We start from the raw sequence: 17,140 nt of genomic DNA on the forward strand, positions 1-17,140 counted from the left end.
ATCCAATTCGCCATTAAAGTTTCGTACAATAGGGAGTTCAGATAGGGGCATTTTCAAGAAAGAGTAATAAACTAAATATGATGTCTTTATTAAAAAGATTGAATTGGGGAATAAAATAGCAATTATCAGGGTGTACAGAAAGTGAGTTTTAACGAGTGAAAATGTGAATTTTCTATGATAATATAGTGTTTTCCTTTATAATGAATCTATATTCATTTATAACTTGCTAATGCCGTTTGTTGTTTTGGGAAGAAGCGAGTGAAAACTAGGGGGATGGCTAAGATGAAAGCAAATTATATCGGAGATTTTCAGAAATGGGCAAAGGATTTTGCATTTTTTATTGAGGTTCGTGTACGTTTTTCAGAAACGGATATGTACGGTCATATGAACAATACAGTTAGCTTTACATATTTTGAACAAGCACGAATTGATTATTTTCGTCATTTAGGTGTTCTCATGCCATCAGCAATTGACGAACATGTTGAGGGTATTCCAATTGTAGCCGACTTACAGTGTGATTACGTGAAACAAGTTTTCTTTGATGATGTACTAAAAATCTATACGAAAGTAGCGACAGTAGGCAACTCATCATTGGACATTCATTACTTAGCGAAAAACCAACATGATGAAGTTTGCTTTACGGGTCGTGGTACGGTAGTGCAAATGAACCCTCGAACTGGCAAGAGTATACCATTATCTGAAGAAGAAAAAACTCACCTAGCAAGTTTGGTGTTCCTATAGTATTGGAAAAGGATGGCGAAAGTTAATTATCCAAAGACAGAAATTTTGAGCGTTATATTTTTCAACAATATTGCAATTCGAGGAAATAAATATAAACAATGATTTCGACGATTGAAATTGCACATGTACGGCTCATTACAAAAAGTTGTAGTTGACATTTGGTAAGCGTATGCCATATATATAAGTTGATTGAAGTGGAAACTGGGCAATTCCTTGGGGATCAGCGCTCATAAGGACGTCCCCGGGAAAGCGCCTAAGCGAAACAAGAAAGCAACCACTCGTTATGGTGATGATGCATTTTTACATAAAATCATTAATTGGTGGAAGTAATTTCCGAATTTTTTTAGGAAACACGAGATATTCATGAAAATAGCCGTCACCGCTCCTCATTCCTTAACATAAGTTACAATACGTGCGGGGGAGGAGGGTGTAACTGAAAATGAATGGCTCTCATCATCGTTCTCTTTTAACGAACCGAGAACGTGAAATATTTGCGCTTTTATTAGCTGAAAAAACAACGAGGGATATTGCAGAGCAACTTGGTATTAGTGAAAAAACAGTGCGAAATCACATTTCCAATACAATTCAAAAGTTAGGTGTAACGAATCGATCTCAGGCGTTAATTGAGCTGTTACGCTTAGAAGAATTCAAATTAGACTAATTGGACACTTGCTATTTCAGAAAAAAAACGACAAAATAGAACTATTCAACGTATTTTTAGGAGTGAAATAGTTATATGTCGGATAAAGTAACAAAGCACTCACCTGAAACCGTTGCAACGGTTGAAAAGGAATTACGCTATATAGCGGCGATTGTGAAGCAAAAAGGAAGAGAGATTGTTTCACAGTATGCGATTACGCCGCCACAATTTGTTGCATTACAGTGGTTAGAAGAGCTTGGAGATATAACAATTGGTGACTTGTCAAATCGATTATACTTAGCTTTTAGTACAACAACAGATCTAGTGGACCGAATGGAGAAAAATGAATTAGTCAAGCGAATGCGTGACGAAAATGACCGTCGTGTCGTTGTTGTTCATCTTCTCGAGAAGGGCGAACGCATTATTCAAGAGGTTATTGAAAAAAGACAGCAATATTTGCAAGAGAAGCTTGTTGGTTTTAACGAACAAGAAGTCGCGCAATTATCAAGCTATTTAGAAAAACTACATGTACACATGAAACAGGATTGAGGCGGAAAGTATGAATGCCCCGATAGGCGTTATTGATTCAGGAGTAGGCGGTTTAACCGTAGCAAAAGAAATAATGAAGCTATTACCAAACGAAACAATCTATTATATTGGTGATACAGCAAGATGTCCGTATGGTCCAAGAAGTCGTCAGGAAGTACGAAATTTCACTTGGCAAATGGCAAAAGCACTAGAGAAAATGAATATCAAAATGCTCGTCATTGCTTGTAATACAGCGACTGCTGTAGCACTCGAAAGTTTACAAAGAAATATGCCTTTTCCGGTACTAGGCGTTATTAATGCTGGCGCACGTGCAGCTGTAAAGAAAACGAAGCGACATGAAGTCGTTGTGCTTGCAACAGAAGGAACAATTAAAAGCGGGGCGTATGAGGAAGCCTTATTATCTTTGAATACGTCGGCTCATATTATTCCGCTTGCTTGTCCAACATTCGTACCACTTGTAGAAAGTGGCGAATATAAAGGTGAATTTGCAAATAAATTAATTGCGGAAGGCTTAAAGCCGTTAAAAAATGAACAATTTGATACGGTCATACTAGGATGCACGCACTATCCTATTCTGCAAAAACAAATTGAAGCTGTTGTAGGAGAAGAAGTTTTTGTGCTTTCTTCTGCAGAGGAAACAGCAAAGGATGTTCAAGAAATGCTTGAATATAATGGCACATTGGCTGACCCAGACGCTGTGCCTGCCCATAAATTTTATGCAACTGGTTCAGTGCCTATTTTCCGTTCAATTGCTGAAAGTTGGCTTGAGCAAGGTACTCTCCAAATAAAACGTTTGACATTAAAATAAAAAATCAGCTTAGCTATGGGCTAGGCTGATTTTTGCAGTTTTTAGCATTGTACATAAGGGCCCGAGCACTTTTTTGAAGGTGAAAATTATGTTAAGATGAGTGCGCGAAAGATTTTAGGAGGAACGAAAATTATGACAAGATTTGATGGAAGAAATGTAGATGCGCTGCGTCCCGTGAAAATTGATAGTGAGTATTTATTGCACCCAGAAGGCTCAGTGTTAATTCAAGTAGGCAATACAAAAGTAATTTGCACAGCAACGATTGAGGATAAGGTTCCTGGCTTTTTACGTGGACAGGGCAAAGGGTGGATCACTGCAGAATACTCGATGCTACCTCGTGCAACAGCACAGCGTACAGCACGTGAGTCATCTCGCGGCAAAGTTAATGGCCGCACAATGGAGATTCAACGATTAATCGGTCGTGCATTACGTGCTGTCGTTGATTTAGAAGCACTTGGTGAGCGTACTGTATGGATTGACTGTGACGTGATTCAAGCAGACGGAGGAACACGTACAGCCTCAATAACAGGAGCATTTGTAGCGATGACACAAGCAGTTGCAAAGCTCGCAGAAGAAAAACAATTAGCAAAATTCCCAATCACAGACTATTTAGCTGCAACAAGTGTTGGTATTGTAGAGGATCACGGAGCAATTTTAGATTTAAACTACGTTGAAGATGTCGCTGCTGCGGTAGATATGAATATCGTTATGACAGGAGCAGGACGCTTTGTTGAGCTACAAGGAACAGGTGAAGAAGCAACCTTTTCTCGTGAAGAATTAAATGAACTGCTGGCGTTAGGTGAAGCAGGCATTCAACAATTGATTGCACTTCAAAAAGAAACACTAGGTGAATTGGCTAACAAAGTGGGAGGAAATGAATAACATGAAACAAGTAGTCATTGCAACTAAAAATAAAGGAAAAGCAAAAGATTTCGAAGCGTTATTTGGTCCACTTGGTTATGAAGTAGTAACGATGTTTGATGTTGCCCCGGATATGGAAATAGAAGAGACAGGTACTACTTTTGAGGAAAATGCAATTTTAAAGGCAGAAGCATTAGCAAAAGAGCTTGGTACAATTGTTATCGCTGATGATAGTGGCTTAGCTGTTGACGCATTAAATGGTGAACCAGGCGTGTATTCTGCACGTTATGCTGGCGATCATGATGATGAAGCAAACATGGTTAAACTACTAGAAAACTTAAAAAATGTCGAGGATGAAAAGCGTACAGCACGCTTCTGCTGCTGCATTGCTATTGCAGGTCCTGATTTTGAAACGACAACAGTTTTTGGGACTTGTGAAGGTGTTATCGCACACGAAAAGCGTGGTACAAACGGATTTGGTTATGATCCAGTCTTCTTTGTCCCAAGCTTAAACCGTATGATGGCAGAGCTAACAGCCGATGAAAAAGGAGCAATTTCACATCGTGGAAATGCGATTCGTAAGTTAAAGGAACAATTACCTAATCTTATAAAATAAGAGGTGATATCCATGCAAATACTGGTCATGAGTGATACACATGGCGATAGTAATGTAATTGAAAAAGTTCGTGGCTTTTACCCACATGTCGATGCTGTCATTCATTGTGGAGATAGTGAGCTTCCTTTCTCGCATAAAGCATTGGCCGGCATGAAGAAAGTACGCGGAAATTGTGACATCGATAAAGCCTTTCCGGATGAAGTGGTATTCGATTTAGCGGACGTCACAGCCTTCGTAACACATGGCCATTTATTCAATGTAAAAACCTCGATTTTGTCATTATCCTATCGTGCCAAAGAGGTAGACGCGCAAATTGCGTGCTTTGGTCACTCTCATATTCTTGGAGCGGAAATGATTGATGATGTGTTATTTTTAAATCCCGGAAGCTTATTGAAACCACGTGGTCGTAAAGAAAAAAGCTTTGCCCTTGTAAAGGTTGAAGACACGTATTTTGAAGTAAAGTTCTTTACGGATGATAATAGCTGTATTTCCACCCACAAGTTTATGCGAAAATAATGAAACAAAAACGCTTAAGTTTAGAAACTCTAAGCGTTTTTTGTTTTATCCCACAATCAATTATGCCTCTACATAATTACGTCTGGAATCAGCTTTGTACTTTGCCGCGAAAGCGTAGTGCTAACGCAGCGTCAGCGGCAACAGCACCGATGTTGGTCACTCAGTCGTTGTTGCTGTCTCTGTTTGCCACAGGACGTGGCGTATTTCAGCGGATACGGTATAACTACCGTTTCACTTACGTTATAAAAAACATTTGCTGAAAGAAGATAATTGCAAATGGTAAAAATGGCTATGAATTGTTTATGATGAAGTAGCAAAAATAAAGATAAACGTAACGAAGGAGAAAACATGGAAAATACACTAAAATGGAATTTTGATAACAGCTATGCCCGTTTACCAAATATTTTTTATACATCAATCAATTTAAATCCAGTTCGTTCACCAAAGTTAATAATGGTAAATGAATCAGTTGCCCATTCACTTGGATTAAACGTCGATACGTTGCAAAGCGAGGAAGCGGTAGCGATTTTTGCAGGTAACGACAATCCGACAGGTGGCATGCCCATTGCACAAGCATACGCAGGACATCAATTTGGTCACTTTAATATGCTCGGAGACGGAAGGGCACTGTTATTAGGTGAACAACTTACACCAACTCATGAACGCTTTGATATCGCCCTAAAAGGCTCAGGAAGAACGCCTTATTCCAGGGGCGGAGATGGCAGGGCAGCACTTGGTCCAATGCTTCGTGAATATATTATTAGTGAAGCCATGTATGCACTTGGCATTCCAACCTCCCGAAGTCTAGCTGTTGTAACGACAGGCGAAATGATCCTTCGTGAAACAGAGCTTCCAGGGGCAGTTCTCGCCCGTATTGCAAGCAGTCATTTGCGAGTAGGGACCTTCCAATATGCAGCAAACTTTGGAACGGAGGATGAACTAAAAGCTTTGGCTGATTATGCTTTGGACCGTCATTTTTCTAATGCTGAAGTAACCCAAAATCGTTATCTGACCCTTCTACAAGAAGTTATAAAGAAACAAGCATCGCTCATCGCAAAATGGCAGTTAGTTGGTTTTATTCATGGCGTCATGAATACAGATAATATGACCATTAGTGGTGAGACGATTGATTATGGTCCTTGCGCATTCATGGATACTTATGATCCAGCGACAGTATTTAGCTCTATTGATCGACAAGGTCGCTATGCTTATGGAAACCAGCCTAATATTGGTGGGTGGAATTTAACAAGACTGGCTGAATCATTAATACCGTTAATTCATGAAAATCAGGAAGCTGCCATACATTTAGCTCAGGAAACTTTAAAGCAATATCCTCAGCTGTATTATGCAAACTGGCTAACAGGTATGCGGGCAAAACTTGGGATATTTAACGAAGAAGATCAGGACGGTCCACTCATTGAAGAGCTTCTGAAGTTGCTGCATCAACATCAAGCAGACTATACGAATACATTTATCGCATTAACCTTCAATAAATTTGGGGACTCACCGTTATTTAATACAAATGAATTTAAAGAATGGCATAAGAATTGGCTCGCACGGCTAGAAAGACAGCAAGAAACAAAAGACATGTCTCAACAATTAATGCGCGATCATAATCCAGCAGTTATTCCACGAAATCACCGTGTAGAAGAAGCATTAGAGGCTGCTGTTGAGCAGGGGGACTATAGCGTAATGGAGCGATTAATGGATGCTCTTGCTCAACCTTTTGCACATTGTGTGGAGCAGCAGGAATATGCAACATTACCAACGCCTTCTAACCAACCATATCGAACGTTTTGTGGCACATAAGTTGAAAATTATTGTGTCAATGAAATTAATGCAAAAATATAACCCTTCGGCAAAACGAAGGGTTGATTTTCGTTTCGATTGAACGCTTTCCTAAGAGCGCCCTATGAGCCGTTTGGGGCAACAGATGTTTTTTGTACGAAAGCGTAGTGTAACGTAGCGGCAGCAACAGATGTTTTTTGTTTGAAAACAAAGGATAAATTCTTCGTTTTATTTTGAAAAAATGTCACTACACAAATTCCTGAGCATACGCTATGTTATGAATAGTAGTGAAGGGAATGTGTAAAGTGCATAAGTATTCAAAAGGTTGGTTTGTGAAACAACTTCGAGATCATGGTATTTTGGTGCATCCACAATATAAAAGTCATTTAGGCAGTTATAAAGAATCCGAATTACGCAATTTATACTACCGATATGTTGCAATAGAAACATTCGATTCAGAACAAAAATAAACATTTTCGTTTGAATAACTCCTTTGTAGGAAAGAATTTAACTACAGAAAGGAGTTATTTTATGTGGAGTAAACCGTGGATTTTAACGCAAATATGGCAAGATGTGTTGTTTCTGCATTGGCCAGTACCACCTAAGGATTTAGAGCAGTACATTCCGCAAGAATTGCAACTGGATCTCTATGAAAATAACGCTTGGCTAAGTGTTGTCCTTTTTCAAGTAAAAGGACAACGACTAAGATTTCTACCACCATTACCAGGAGTAGGTTTCCATTTGCAGCTTAATGTCCGGACTTATGTTACATATAACGGCATGAAAGGAGTCTATTTCTTTAATTCAGATGTTACGAATCGTTTTATTGTTCAAATAGCTACAATGGGTAGTCTATCATATCGTCATTCAAAAATAGCTTTACAACAAAAAGAGAATAATTTTTCTTTTACAAGTTTATATCACGGTGCACGGGATGAAAGGTTGAAAATGTCGTATCAACCGATTGCCGGTGAAATAAGTAGTTCTACCTTTGACAAATGGTTAGTGGAACGTTATCATTCTTGGTCGAAATGTAAAAGTTCTCTAGTTCGCATAGATATAAATCATAAGCCATGGCAGCTGCAGCGAGTTCATTTTCACATTGAAAGCAACACAGTAGCTCCATTCGTAAAGGAATCTATACAAGGCATTCAACCGATTGCTCATTATTCGAAAAGGAAACAGGCTAAAATTTTCTCACCAATTTTGGAAAACAAAAAGATTTATTAATGTTAAAAAAAGAGGTAATAAAATTGCATTACAATGGCGCTTGCAATCATATCCGACATAGCAAGTGCCTCAGCTTCAATAGCATCAAAAACTTGAATATCCTCTTGATAGTTTTTCTGAATCATAGTTACGGCTTCCTTTTTTGTTAAAGCTAAATGTGTGTAGAACATTTTTTGTACTTCCTCTCAAAAATATTGCAATGTCGTCAGCATTACGATACCATTCCTTTTCCTTTGCATCCGGTGTTGCAACATCTCCTTTGACAGCTGCAGTGACTAACTGCGCAGCAATGAGAAGATGTTCTATAATCAATTCAGCATAACGATTTCAGCAATTTGGTCACCGTAAAATGGACGTAGACAATTGCCTAAGTCCGTCGCATTTTGTAACAGCCGTTCTTGCACAAAAGGCAAATCAGGTAAGCCAAACACAATATTTATAATCGTCATCCTCGTCCAATTGACATGCTCCATGCATAGTATACAATTCATTGCCATAAAATCCGATTCAACCTTACTGATACAGCGACGATAATCGTTCTGTGGCTGTGAAAAATGGCGAATAGGTGCAGTATACTGTGTGTAAGAGGCATTATAGAGCTTGCTTAAGGGACTTACGAATTTTCCGTTTGATATGGGCACAATGTATTTCCACTCCTTCTAATTTTCTTCCTAATGTAGAATACTCCAAGGTATTTCTGTATATGAAAAGAACCAATTTGTGAAAGGAGTAAATATAGCTTTTCTATCATTTTTTAGTCATCCCATCATCTACTGTTAGATTAATGTCTGTAAAAAAATTATTTGTTGGGCTCATGAATTATGCCTTAGCAAAATTCCGTGACATCTGCTGAAAGAAATTGAATTTGTTTGAATCATATCATTCCATTCCTCCAATGTTACGTCATAAAAAGATTTATGTTGAAATTTCCCTGCATTATTAATTAAAATATGGATAGTACAAAAAATGATCAACCACTTTTTGCAATAAAAAATGTCTTGTTCTTTCGCAACATCGGTTTGAAAAAAGAACAGAATAACCTAGCAAAAGTAAATCTTTTCCTACGAAGCCCTAAATCTTTATTTACATCAGCAATAACAATATAGGCACTATTTCGTTCATACGTAAGTACAATGCCTTTACCTATGCCTTGCGCACCACCAGTTACGATGACTACTAAATCTTTAAACATGATAGTATTATTTAGGCAAAAGTAGAGATGAAGAGGGCATAATGGTGGATAGGAAATCATATAATATTAATATTGAGGCAAACCTTGCCTTCATAGTTAAATTAATGTTGACATTATGATAAAAAGCACATATAATAAGTATTGTCCTTGATATGGACTACATATAAATTAACATTATGTCTCAGTAGCTCAGCAGGATAGAGCAACGGCCTTCTAAGCCGTCGGTCGGGGGTTCGAATCCCTCCTGGGACGTCTATAACAAAATAAAGGTTGATTTTCAACCAAAAAGAAAAACGCTTAAAGCCTTATGAATACTAGGTTTTGAGCGTTTTTTCATTCTTTGATAAATATTGAAAATCGGATTGAATAACATATAAAATCTATTTTAGGTAAACAAAATGTAAACAAAGTAAACAAAAAATTAAGATGAATAAACGTTGATTGCTATTTCTTCATCGCGTTCTTCCATCTCTTTTAATACATGCGAATAATGGTCAAGTGTTGTTTGAATATCAGAGTGTCCCAAGCGTTTTGAAACAGAATGAATATTAGCGCCTTTATATATCAAAACACTGGCATGAGTATGTCGTAAACCATGTATTGAAATATACTCAATCTCTAATGCCTCCAATGTTTTTCGCAATAATTTATTAGCACCTTCATTTGTTACTGTTTTAATGACTGATTGCCTATAAAAAACTAAGTTATTTTCATTTTCAGGTAGAGCTAGTATTAGTTTTTTAAATTCATTCATAACTTTCTTATCAATAGAAATTTTTCTTTCTGATTGTTTGTTTTTTAACGGTCCGAATCCAGTTCCTCTTTTGTAATCCCATGCTCTATAAACTTTTATTTGATTGCTTTTAAAATCGAAGCAATCTGTTGTTAGACCTGCCAATTCACCAAATCGTAATCCAGATACAAGACCTAATAATATTAGATGGTAAGTACTTGTGGAAGGCGATAAACGATTAAATAATTCATTATAAAGGTTAACACTATCATTATAATTCAAGTGCTTATCTTCACTCTTCTTAGCATTATGTGAAGCATTTAATTCTACCTTACGAGTGAAGTCAATAGTAATATAACCTTCCTCTATAGCATCCCTTACACATGCTCTTATGTGTGTATTAAGTTTTCTAACAGTCTCTTTTGATTTCCCTTTGCCGTATTCATTCAAAAACAACTGATAATCTGCTCGAGCTATTTTTTGAATAGGTTTATCTTTGAAGTATTCCTGAACACGATCAGAAGAATTTTTCGATATTACGATTTACAACGATCAAGTTACAGCCATTTCGGAAACGATTCTAAGCATTTTAGGTTTACTTGGTATTATCATCGACCCAACAACAAGAGGCGTTTCAGATAGTCAACTAGCATGTATTATGACAAACCAAAGGACGGTGAAACGAAATGAGTACAAGCGTAACTACTACATGTCGTGACTTAGCCGAACTATTACCAGCTGCATAAACTGCATGCCGATTATTGTTCCAAGAATGCTTTAAAGCTGGTATTAAGAACATCCTTTATTACAGAGACGTATCGCTCTCAGGAACGGCAAAATTACCTAAATGCGCAAGGACGAACACGACCAGGGCAAATTGTTACTTGGACACTAAACAGTAATCATAAATCACGTCTAGCATGGGATATTGCTGTTGGTCCTCCACAATCTTTATATGATGTAACAACATTAAATCGAATCGGTGCTATCGCTCGTAAGTTAAGTATTACATGGGGCGGTGATTGGGTAGGCAGTATTGACCGACCTCATTTCGAAGTTAAATCAACTTGGAAGATGCCTAAAGGCTATAAGTTAGAAGGACAAGTAATCGTACCAAGTAACAGCAAAGGAAAAGTTCAATTAATTGTGGAAGACAAAAAGGAGGAAAATAAAGTGACGAATACAAATTGGAATCCAGGTTCACCAACTATGCAAACAGAAGCAGAAAACTATATCGCACAGGCGGTTAAGGATGGTATTATTCAAGCTTCGCATTTGAAGGATTTACAAAGTGGAGTAATGATAACTGATCGATTAGTTGGGTTATATATTACGATTCAACAAAGACGTAATAAATAAGCAATGAGGACTAGCAAAGCTAAAAAGCTGAGCTAGTCATATTACTTATTACATAATACTAAAGTGACGATTTTGTGAAAATTATTATCTGAGTATAAGAATAAAACTAAATGAAAATATCAAGTGTTTTAGTGTGAATTTCACTAAAAATGTTACTTATGTTATATAAAATAATAAAGGTGCGCCAAATAATGACGGTATAAGTGGCGTGATTTGGCGTACTTATTCAATTGAATTTTTATTTTGAGGAATGATAGGATAATAATTACTCGAGGGTATTCTGCTATAGCTTAGAGTAATTTAAATTTATTTTTTATATAGAAGGGTGAAAAACAACATGAAAAAAATTTAAAAAATAGTTTTGGCTTCTGCATTAGCTTTATCAGCGATTGCAGTACCATTAACAACAACACAGCAAGTGTCTACTGCAAGTCCAAATTGTAAATTACCAGATGATAGATTTTTTAATACATCATATATAAGTATGCCGATGAGTCAAATGCATACTTTTGCTGATACTAGTAAAGTAGAAATTATTTCAGGTGCTAATATAGTTTCTTTAACTGGTAACTCGCATAAGCCATTGAAGCGTGGAACAGCTGTCGTTCATGAACATTACAAGAATGGTATGTATATATCTTATGAAGTTGTTGTTTATTAACTGTGACACAACACTGTAATCTGTTTTTGCCACAGAAAATGCAAACAATCTTCTTTATAGAGCTACATAAGTTCTAAAAAAATATCGTATTTTGAACAAAATGCCCAGGTACTCAATTAATTTTGAGCATGGGCTTTTTGTATTTCCAAAAACTTTTTCTTGTCAAAACACAAACGTTTGTTCTAAAATGGGTGCGGACAAATGTTCTTGCGGAGAGGTGTGGAATGATGAAAGAACAACTAATTAAGGCAATGCAACGTTATCAATTTTTAAATATGATGTACATGGCTAAAGACGGTAAAGTGTCAAAAAGACGTATCAAAATCATTAAGATTGTCGGTGATTCGTTTCAAGCATATTGTTTTACAAAGCAAGCCAAGCGTACATTTATGATTGATAGTGTATTGGCAGTTGTTCCAGTCTTCCACAAGGAGCGAGAGGTTGTATGATTAGCTTTGAACAAAGACGATTAATGCACAAATATGTGGTTTATGATATGGCTGTTCAGTCGTTACAGCGTGATTATAAAGTGATTGAAAACCTTAAATTGAGCAAAGTATATTTGCCAATTCTTGATAAGCTTTTAGACGACATTTCACAAGAATGTTACAACTCTAAAAGGCTGTTGGCAAAAGATAAAATTAGAGTTGTGAAGTGGGAAAAGATTGACGAGTACTTTAGTGATTTGACCGTTGCCACAGCTGGTGAAGACCTAGAGCTAACGTATGCTAACATGGCATTGAAAACACAAGTGGAAAAAATATTATTAAGTCACAAAAACAAAGACCAGGCGCTCAATTGAAAGTGAGTACCTGGTCATTTTTTGTTTATTCATTTCTTTTTTATTACATGTTTTAGAATAAACAACACTAGCCATAACATCGAAACTGTGCTATTGTACCCATGTCATGCACTCCTTACAGATTTATGTAATTTAATTCTATAGAAAATCTTGCCATTAGTACATATGAAAAAGCCATCCGTAAGAATGGCTTTAACATTTATTTTATTTCTTTTAGAGCTTTATTCATTTGCTCTTCATTTGATTTTACAGCTTCACTATCAACAGTATCGGCACCACGATATGTATATTTCATGTTTTGGAAGTAATCAAAAGCAAAGTCCTTTAGAGCACCTTCACTATTTTTCTCTACGTAATAGGATTTAAAAATGTTTGATAACATGCGTTCATGATTACCAATATCACTAAGATAGTTACCTGATTTGTAGTCATCAATGATGTACGTTGAAAATTCTTTAACCTCGGCTTCAGTAGCTTTATAATCCATTAATAATTTTTCAAGTGCATAAAACTTATCAGATGCACTATCAGAATTTGAAGCTAACTTTGTTATTTCGTCTTGCCATTTCATTTCGGCAGAAACTTTTTGTGTTGGCTTCTCAATTGTTTGATCCTTAGGTATTGGCTTTTCAGCTTCTTCGCTACAAGCTGCCAATCCTAGACTTAATACTAAAGCCCCGCTAAAAATTAATTTTTTCATTTCATAATTCCTCCTCTACTTTTCCATTTTAGGGAAAATAGAGACATATGTACATATAAAAAAACAGACAACTGTGATTAGTTATCTGTTTTACCAATTACTTTGACTTCTATTTTTAAAGTGGAATTAATAATGTTTTTCTTTTTTGTGGTAGTAGTGTCATATTCGATTTCTAAATCATCCAATGATAACCTTCATTTAAACGATATTGGATAGCGTCTTTAATAGCCTTATTTTGTTTTGCAGCTATTTGTTTCACCAAATCTTTCATTTCTATTTGAATCACTCCACAATAGTTATTTGTTTTATATTTTCCGCCCATCTTCTAATACAAAATTAGCCTCGTATTTAACTCCCAATACTTCTGCGATAAGGTTTAATTCTTTCTCGTTGAAATTGTCACGTTTTAATTTGTTTGAAATGTTAGGTTGAGAAGTACCCATTTTTTCAGCGAGCTCGGAAAGCGTTAAGTCCTTTTCAACCATAAGCATTTTGATTTTCTTAGCCATCCCCATATAAACACCTTCTTTCATTTGTTTTCCTTATAACTATAATACATCAAATGATAATTAAAAATAAATAAAATATCACTTAAAAATTATAAAAAGCTTTACAATATAATTTTTATGGTATATATTATCATTAATTAGTTATAAAAAATAATGAAAGTGAGGTGAAAACGATGGCGTTTGAATACTTAGCAACTTACAAAACGTTTGAATCGATAGCAGATATGGACACAGCTGTTGAGAACCACATGGCAGCACACTACTATGATTTGACTGAATCCGAACGTGCCATCGTTTTCAAGCTTTCTAGTCACGTTTTGGAATACCCAGGGGCTTGTCACTTAAAAGCTGCTACTATTGCTGCATCATTGGAGATAAGCACAAAGACGGTTTATCGTGCTATTTCAAAATTGGAATCACTAGGAATCATCAAGAAAGAAACGACTGTAAAAAGCAAAGGTGGACAAGGTGCAAGTATTTATATCATTTTGCCTTACAATGTCCCAGCGGCAATGTCTGAGCGTGAAAAAGCTGAAAAGCCTTGTTAGAGTAAGGTTGAAGTGCAACAATCCGAAAACCTATCTTTTAACTCTTTTAATCTTTTAAGTTCTAAACAAGCAAATAATATTATGAGTCTTGAAAATGAATTAGCTTTGCAAGCTGAAAAGAAAAAAGAATACATGAATGAGTACCAGGTAATGCTATTTGATTTCATGCATTCGCTACCATTAGCAGATAACTTAAAAGACGAATTACATAAATGTATATTAGCTTCTCAGGTTCAAAATGCATCTGACTTTATCACAGCTAAGAATGTGATGTTTAAAATTGCTATGGACATTAAAGAAGGTGTACTGACAGTTGCTAGTACATTAAGAGCCGTAGTCGTAGGGGCATATAGTAAAGCTATAGAGCGATTAAGTATTAAGTCTAGTAAATCATCATATATAGAAGAAACACCAAATAGAGAACGTCCAGTACCATTTTATAACTGGCTTAATGAACATGATGACCGTACACAAACAAATAGCAGACCAAACTTAGAAAATTGGCTTGAATGGTAGATAGGGGAATAAAAGATGCTCTATTTTGAATGGGTTAAGCAACAAATGTTATGATTTTTTTCAAAAACAATTGTTTTATTCGTTTTATTAATTGAAAAAGCACCCTATTAAGGTGCTAATAAATAATTATATCAATGAGAACCATCTAAATATTTTCTCCAACCAAATTCCGTAATTTGGAAGTCTTTATATTTTAATAGTAAATATTCCACTTCAAAGGAACTTCTTTCTTTTTCCTCATTGCGATATTGAATTTCTAACGGGGACGCTGGAGAAGTTGGATTAAAATCCACTGGGTTCGTTACCCTATAATAATCTTCTGGTCGATCAACCCAAACGTGCTTCATACTAATTGGTTCATAATTAGTCCAGCTATATTTTGATGACCAATGCCAATCCATTCTTAAGTTCGGATATTTATACCAACTTTCGAAATTCTCCCCTAGTATTCTTTTGTTTGGCAGTTTTCCTATTACATCTTTAGCCATTGTTTCTATAAAATCATTAAGCTGTTTTCTAGCTTTAGCGACATCCTCTTGGGCTGTATCTTGATGCTTAATCGATCTTAAGTGATTATCCATTGCAGATTCGAAGTTCGATTGCCATGGTGAAAAAGTCAATTTATAGTTTATACTATAATCATAATCAAATCGTAGATCATCATTTTCAATCACGGTGTAATCAAATTTTACTGTAACAAGGTCAGTTTTTAATTCTGGGTAGTTTTCTTTTAAATAAGATTCTAACTGACGAGGTGATTCAATTTTAGTCTCCACCTTTTTAACCTCAACTTCTTTACCTCCACCTTTTGTATGCTGATTCTTTAAAGCAACCATGTATGTGCTTGAATTCGCTTTGTTTTCCATTTCTTTTGCTTGTACAGTTTCATGGGCTGGAGTAAATAACATCGATAAAAAGATGCTACTAGCAGCCAATGATAATGGTAGTTTTTTCATTTACTAACCTCCTATTTAGTTAGATTATACCATTAAATGAAATGAATAAAAAGTAATGAATTATTTTCTATTAAACTAACATTACTTTTGCTTTTAATAACAACAAAAGACCACTCCGTGATGAGTGGTCAAAAAATTCAAGGTAAACAAAAGGTAAACATTCTGTTTGTAAACCATTGATATATCAATATTGTAGTATGTCCTCCTGGGACGTCATTATTGCGGTATAAAAAAATAGCCTTCTAGCGTAGTTTTATAGCGGTCAATGAAGTGGTGTCTAACTGCGGAAATTGAAACGCCTTCTAACTAAACGTTAGGAGGTTTTTTTGCGTTGTCTAAAAAAGAAACGGTTTAAATGAATATTCAGCGCGGAGGATAGCAAGAACCCGATCGTTGTTAATCCGAAGTCTGCGCTATCTATCGAAAAAGCGTTAGAAATTATTGTAAGACAGATGCGAGCGATTGCGTGAGCGTACTGTTCACGATTATGAAACGTACGTAAATTTTGTTCGTAAGACAGACGTTGAATACTTGCTTGCTATAGATGCTGACGCCATTTACGGATGGTTAGGGCAAATGAAAGTAAAGAATACGACAAAGCGCGTTCGTTTGAAGTGCTTCTGCGCGTTTCTCGGCAAGTGTTTTAATAATGGTTGGCTTAACGATATAGCTTTGTTTATATATGTAATGGTGTAATTAACGACATTCCGGTTAAATACTCACCCACGCCAACGGGTTGAGTCGCTAATCCTGCTCCAACAGTATCGGCATTCGCTTGGGCTTGCACCAACATTGACCAAAATAAAACTAGAGGCGGCTACAAACGTCTCTAGTCATTTTTTGATATTAATTTTCGTGATTTGGCATCATAAATTTCATAACCGATTTCAAAGATATGGTCTTTTGTAACAGTCACCTTACAATAGTAAGGAATTGACTTACCATAAGCATCTAGCTCAGGTATTTCGCTAAAGTAATATTGTTCATTAGTATCTATCATGTTAAAAGATGCTTCTGCAGAGCGCCCGGAAGAAGAAACTTCAATCGTACAATCCCCACTAATAACATCATAATCTTTTTGAATAACAGATTTTAGACTTGGTAGGGTAAGCACTAACAAAGTAACACCTACTAAAAAACCAAAAAGAGACTTAAATGCATCAAAGGATAGAAGTTCTTTGTCTTGATACATAAAAATTAATAATATAGCTTGCGAGAGAACAAGCAATAATCCTATTGAAAGTACTATATAATACAATTCTTCACTTCCTATGTATAACTGTTGAATATTTCATTGTAGCAAATATAAAGTTGAACTAACATATTTTATCGTTATATTCTTATCAAGGTAAACAGGATTATTATTCCATTAAATATGGTCATTCATGATTAATTGAATAAAGTGGTCCGAAATC

Annotated in this window: 25 protein-coding genes, 1 tRNA gene and 1 pseudogene; 19 read left to right on the forward strand and 8 right to left on the reverse strand. The window is 35.9% G+C overall.

Going from position 1 to position 17,140, the window contains the following annotated elements; genetic code table 11:
- The first annotated feature begins 282 nt into the window (after positions 1 to 282).
- From PVA17_RS04830 to PVA17_RS04875, 10 genes are all read left to right on the forward strand, one after another.
- Complete coding sequence (locus PVA17_RS04830; RefSeq protein ID WP_274067051.1) at positions 283 to 741, forward strand: acyl-CoA thioesterase; 459 nt, start codon at positions 283 to 285, stop codon at positions 739 to 741.
- A 439-nt stretch (positions 742 to 1,180) separates the two neighbouring features.
- Entirely contained in the window at positions 1,181 to 1,402 is a 222-nt protein-coding gene (locus tag PVA17_RS04835) for a helix-turn-helix domain-containing protein (RefSeq protein WP_004226437.1), read from the forward strand.
- A gap of 75 nt (positions 1,403 to 1,477) precedes the next feature.
- Complete coding sequence (locus PVA17_RS04840; RefSeq protein ID WP_248716759.1) at positions 1,478 to 1,930, forward strand: MarR family winged helix-turn-helix transcriptional regulator; 453 nt, start codon at positions 1,478 to 1,480, stop codon at positions 1,928 to 1,930.
- A 10-nt stretch (positions 1,931 to 1,940) separates the two neighbouring features.
- Complete coding sequence (gene racE, locus PVA17_RS04845; protein ID WP_248716758.1) at positions 1,941 to 2,738, forward strand: glutamate racemase; 798 nt, start codon at positions 1,941 to 1,943, stop codon at positions 2,736 to 2,738.
- A gap of 132 nt (positions 2,739 to 2,870) precedes the next feature.
- On the forward strand, positions 2,871 to 3,620 hold the full coding sequence (rph, locus tag PVA17_RS04850; RefSeq protein WP_132357125.1) for a ribonuclease PH: 750 nt from the start codon (positions 2,871 to 2,873) through the stop codon (positions 3,618 to 3,620).
- 1 nt (position 3,621) lies between these two features.
- Positions 3,622 to 4,215, forward strand: coding sequence for an XTP/dITP diphosphatase (locus PVA17_RS04855; RefSeq protein ID WP_132357124.1), 594 nt, complete (start codon positions 3,622 to 3,624; stop codon positions 4,213 to 4,215).
- 12 nt (positions 4,216 to 4,227) lie between these two features.
- Complete coding sequence (locus PVA17_RS04860) at positions 4,228 to 4,731, forward strand: metallophosphoesterase (protein ID WP_274067052.1); 504 nt, start codon at positions 4,228 to 4,230, stop codon at positions 4,729 to 4,731.
- A gap of 348 nt (positions 4,732 to 5,079) precedes the next feature.
- Positions 5,080 to 6,540, forward strand: coding sequence for a protein adenylyltransferase SelO (locus PVA17_RS04865; RefSeq protein WP_274067053.1), 1,461 nt, complete (start codon positions 5,080 to 5,082; stop codon positions 6,538 to 6,540).
- Positions 6,541 to 6,815: 275 nt separating this feature from the next.
- On the forward strand, positions 6,816 to 6,989 hold the full coding sequence (locus PVA17_RS04870) for a DUF2639 domain-containing protein (RefSeq protein ID WP_274067054.1): 174 nt from the start codon (positions 6,816 to 6,818) through the stop codon (positions 6,987 to 6,989).
- A 61-nt stretch (positions 6,990 to 7,050) separates the two neighbouring features.
- Positions 7,051 to 7,749, forward strand: coding sequence for a YqjF family protein (locus PVA17_RS04875; RefSeq protein WP_274067055.1), 699 nt, complete (start codon positions 7,051 to 7,053; stop codon positions 7,747 to 7,749).
- A gap of 2 nt (positions 7,750 to 7,751) precedes the next feature.
- Here the strand turns inward: PVA17_RS04875 and PVA17_RS04880 are convergent, their stop codons facing one another.
- The 3 genes from PVA17_RS04880 to PVA17_RS04890 form a co-directional block, all read right to left on the reverse strand.
- A complete protein-coding gene (locus PVA17_RS04880; RefSeq protein ID WP_274067056.1) occupies positions 7,752 to 7,919 on the reverse strand; it encodes a hypothetical protein in 168 nt (55 codons plus the stop codon).
- A 138-nt stretch (positions 7,920 to 8,057) separates the two neighbouring features.
- Positions 8,058 to 8,390 (reverse strand): hypothetical protein, encoded by a 333-nt coding sequence (locus PVA17_RS04885; protein ID WP_274067057.1) that lies wholly within the window; start codon positions 8,388 to 8,390, stop codon positions 8,058 to 8,060.
- A 171-nt stretch (positions 8,391 to 8,561) separates the two neighbouring features.
- Entirely contained in the window at positions 8,562 to 8,723 is a 162-nt protein-coding gene (locus PVA17_RS04890) for an SDR family NAD(P)-dependent oxidoreductase (RefSeq protein WP_274067058.1), read from the reverse strand.
- A 396-nt stretch (positions 8,724 to 9,119) separates the two neighbouring features.
- Between PVA17_RS04890 and PVA17_RS04895 the strand changes: the two genes are divergently transcribed.
- Positions 9,120 to 9,193 (forward strand) — tRNA-Arg (locus PVA17_RS04895).
- 169 nt (positions 9,194 to 9,362) lie between these two features.
- Here the strand turns inward: PVA17_RS04895 and PVA17_RS04900 are convergent.
- Complete coding sequence (locus PVA17_RS04900) at positions 9,363 to 10,130, reverse strand: site-specific integrase (protein WP_274067059.1); 768 nt, start codon at positions 10,128 to 10,130, stop codon at positions 9,363 to 9,365.
- A gap of 130 nt (positions 10,131 to 10,260) precedes the next feature.
- On the opposite strand from PVA17_RS04900, the gene PVA17_RS04905 reads away from it, so the two are divergent.
- From PVA17_RS04905 to PVA17_RS04930, 6 genes and pseudogenes are all read left to right on the forward strand, one after another.
- Positions 10,261 to 10,392, forward strand: coding sequence for a phage holin (locus PVA17_RS04905; protein WP_274067130.1), 132 nt, complete (start codon positions 10,261 to 10,263; stop codon positions 10,390 to 10,392).
- A gap of 209 nt (positions 10,393 to 10,601) precedes the next feature.
- Positions 10,602 to 10,673 (forward strand): annotated as a pseudogene (locus tag PVA17_RS04910) (M15 family metallopeptidase); the annotation flags it as partial.
- Between the two features lie 174 nt (positions 10,674 to 10,847).
- Positions 10,848 to 11,033, forward strand: a complete 186-nt coding sequence (locus tag PVA17_RS04915) for a hypothetical protein (RefSeq protein ID WP_274067060.1) — start codon at positions 10,848 to 10,850, stop codon at positions 11,031 to 11,033.
- Positions 11,034 to 11,394: 361 nt separating this feature from the next.
- Positions 11,395 to 11,694 (forward strand): BLB8/JUQZ-1 family protein, encoded by a 300-nt coding sequence (locus PVA17_RS04920; RefSeq protein ID WP_274067061.1) that lies wholly within the window; start codon positions 11,395 to 11,397, stop codon positions 11,692 to 11,694.
- A gap of 227 nt (positions 11,695 to 11,921) precedes the next feature.
- On the forward strand, positions 11,922 to 12,143 hold the full coding sequence (locus PVA17_RS04925) for a transcriptional regulator (protein WP_274067062.1): 222 nt from the start codon (positions 11,922 to 11,924) through the stop codon (positions 12,141 to 12,143).
- Positions 12,140 to 12,496 (forward strand): YhjD family protein, encoded by a 357-nt coding sequence (locus tag PVA17_RS04930; protein ID WP_274067063.1) that lies wholly within the window; start codon positions 12,140 to 12,142, stop codon positions 12,494 to 12,496. Before PVA17_RS04925 ends, PVA17_RS04930 begins: the two co-directional genes overlap by 4 nt.
- Positions 12,497 to 12,695: 199 nt before the next feature.
- Here the strand turns inward: PVA17_RS04930 and PVA17_RS04935 are convergent, their stop codons facing one another.
- Positions 12,696 to 13,196: a hypothetical protein gene (locus PVA17_RS04935; protein WP_274067064.1), complete on the reverse strand. Its 501-nt coding sequence runs from the start codon at positions 13,194 to 13,196 to the stop codon at positions 12,696 to 12,698.
- A gap of 305 nt (positions 13,197 to 13,501) precedes the next feature.
- The gene (locus tag PVA17_RS04940; protein WP_241740671.1) at positions 13,502 to 13,729 is read right to left on the reverse strand and encodes a helix-turn-helix transcriptional regulator; all 228 of its coding nucleotides are present in this window, start codon (positions 13,727 to 13,729) and stop codon (positions 13,502 to 13,504) included.
- Positions 13,730 to 13,878: 149 nt separating this feature from the next.
- Between PVA17_RS04940 and PVA17_RS04945 the strand changes: the two genes are divergently transcribed.
- Both PVA17_RS04945 and PVA17_RS04950 read left to right on the forward strand, forming a co-directional pair.
- Positions 13,879 to 14,253, forward strand: coding sequence for a helix-turn-helix domain-containing protein (locus tag PVA17_RS04945; protein WP_274067065.1), 375 nt, complete (start codon positions 13,879 to 13,881; stop codon positions 14,251 to 14,253).
- Positions 14,254 to 14,265: 12 nt separating this feature from the next.
- Positions 14,266 to 14,769 carry a helix-turn-helix domain-containing protein gene (locus tag PVA17_RS04950; RefSeq protein ID WP_274067066.1) on the forward strand — a complete coding sequence of 168 codons (504 nt, stop codon included), beginning with the start codon at positions 14,266 to 14,268 and terminating at the stop codon, positions 14,767 to 14,769.
- 131 nt (positions 14,770 to 14,900) lie between these two features.
- On the opposite strand, the gene PVA17_RS04955 is transcribed toward PVA17_RS04950, so the two are convergent.
- Both PVA17_RS04955 and PVA17_RS04960 read right to left on the reverse strand, forming a co-directional pair.
- Positions 14,901 to 15,725 carry a hypothetical protein gene (locus tag PVA17_RS04955; RefSeq protein ID WP_274067067.1) on the reverse strand — a complete coding sequence of 275 codons (825 nt, stop codon included), beginning with the start codon at positions 15,723 to 15,725 and terminating at the stop codon, positions 14,901 to 14,903.
- A gap of 829 nt (positions 15,726 to 16,554) precedes the next feature.
- Positions 16,555 to 16,983, reverse strand: coding sequence for a hypothetical protein (locus PVA17_RS04960; protein WP_132357060.1), 429 nt, complete (start codon positions 16,981 to 16,983; stop codon positions 16,555 to 16,557).
- Between the last annotated feature and the right edge of the window lie 157 nt (positions 16,984 to 17,140).

Source organism: Lysinibacillus sp. CNPSo 3705, from assembly GCF_028674935.1.
Taxonomy (GTDB): Bacteria; Bacillota; Bacilli; order Bacillales_A; family Planococcaceae; genus Lysinibacillus.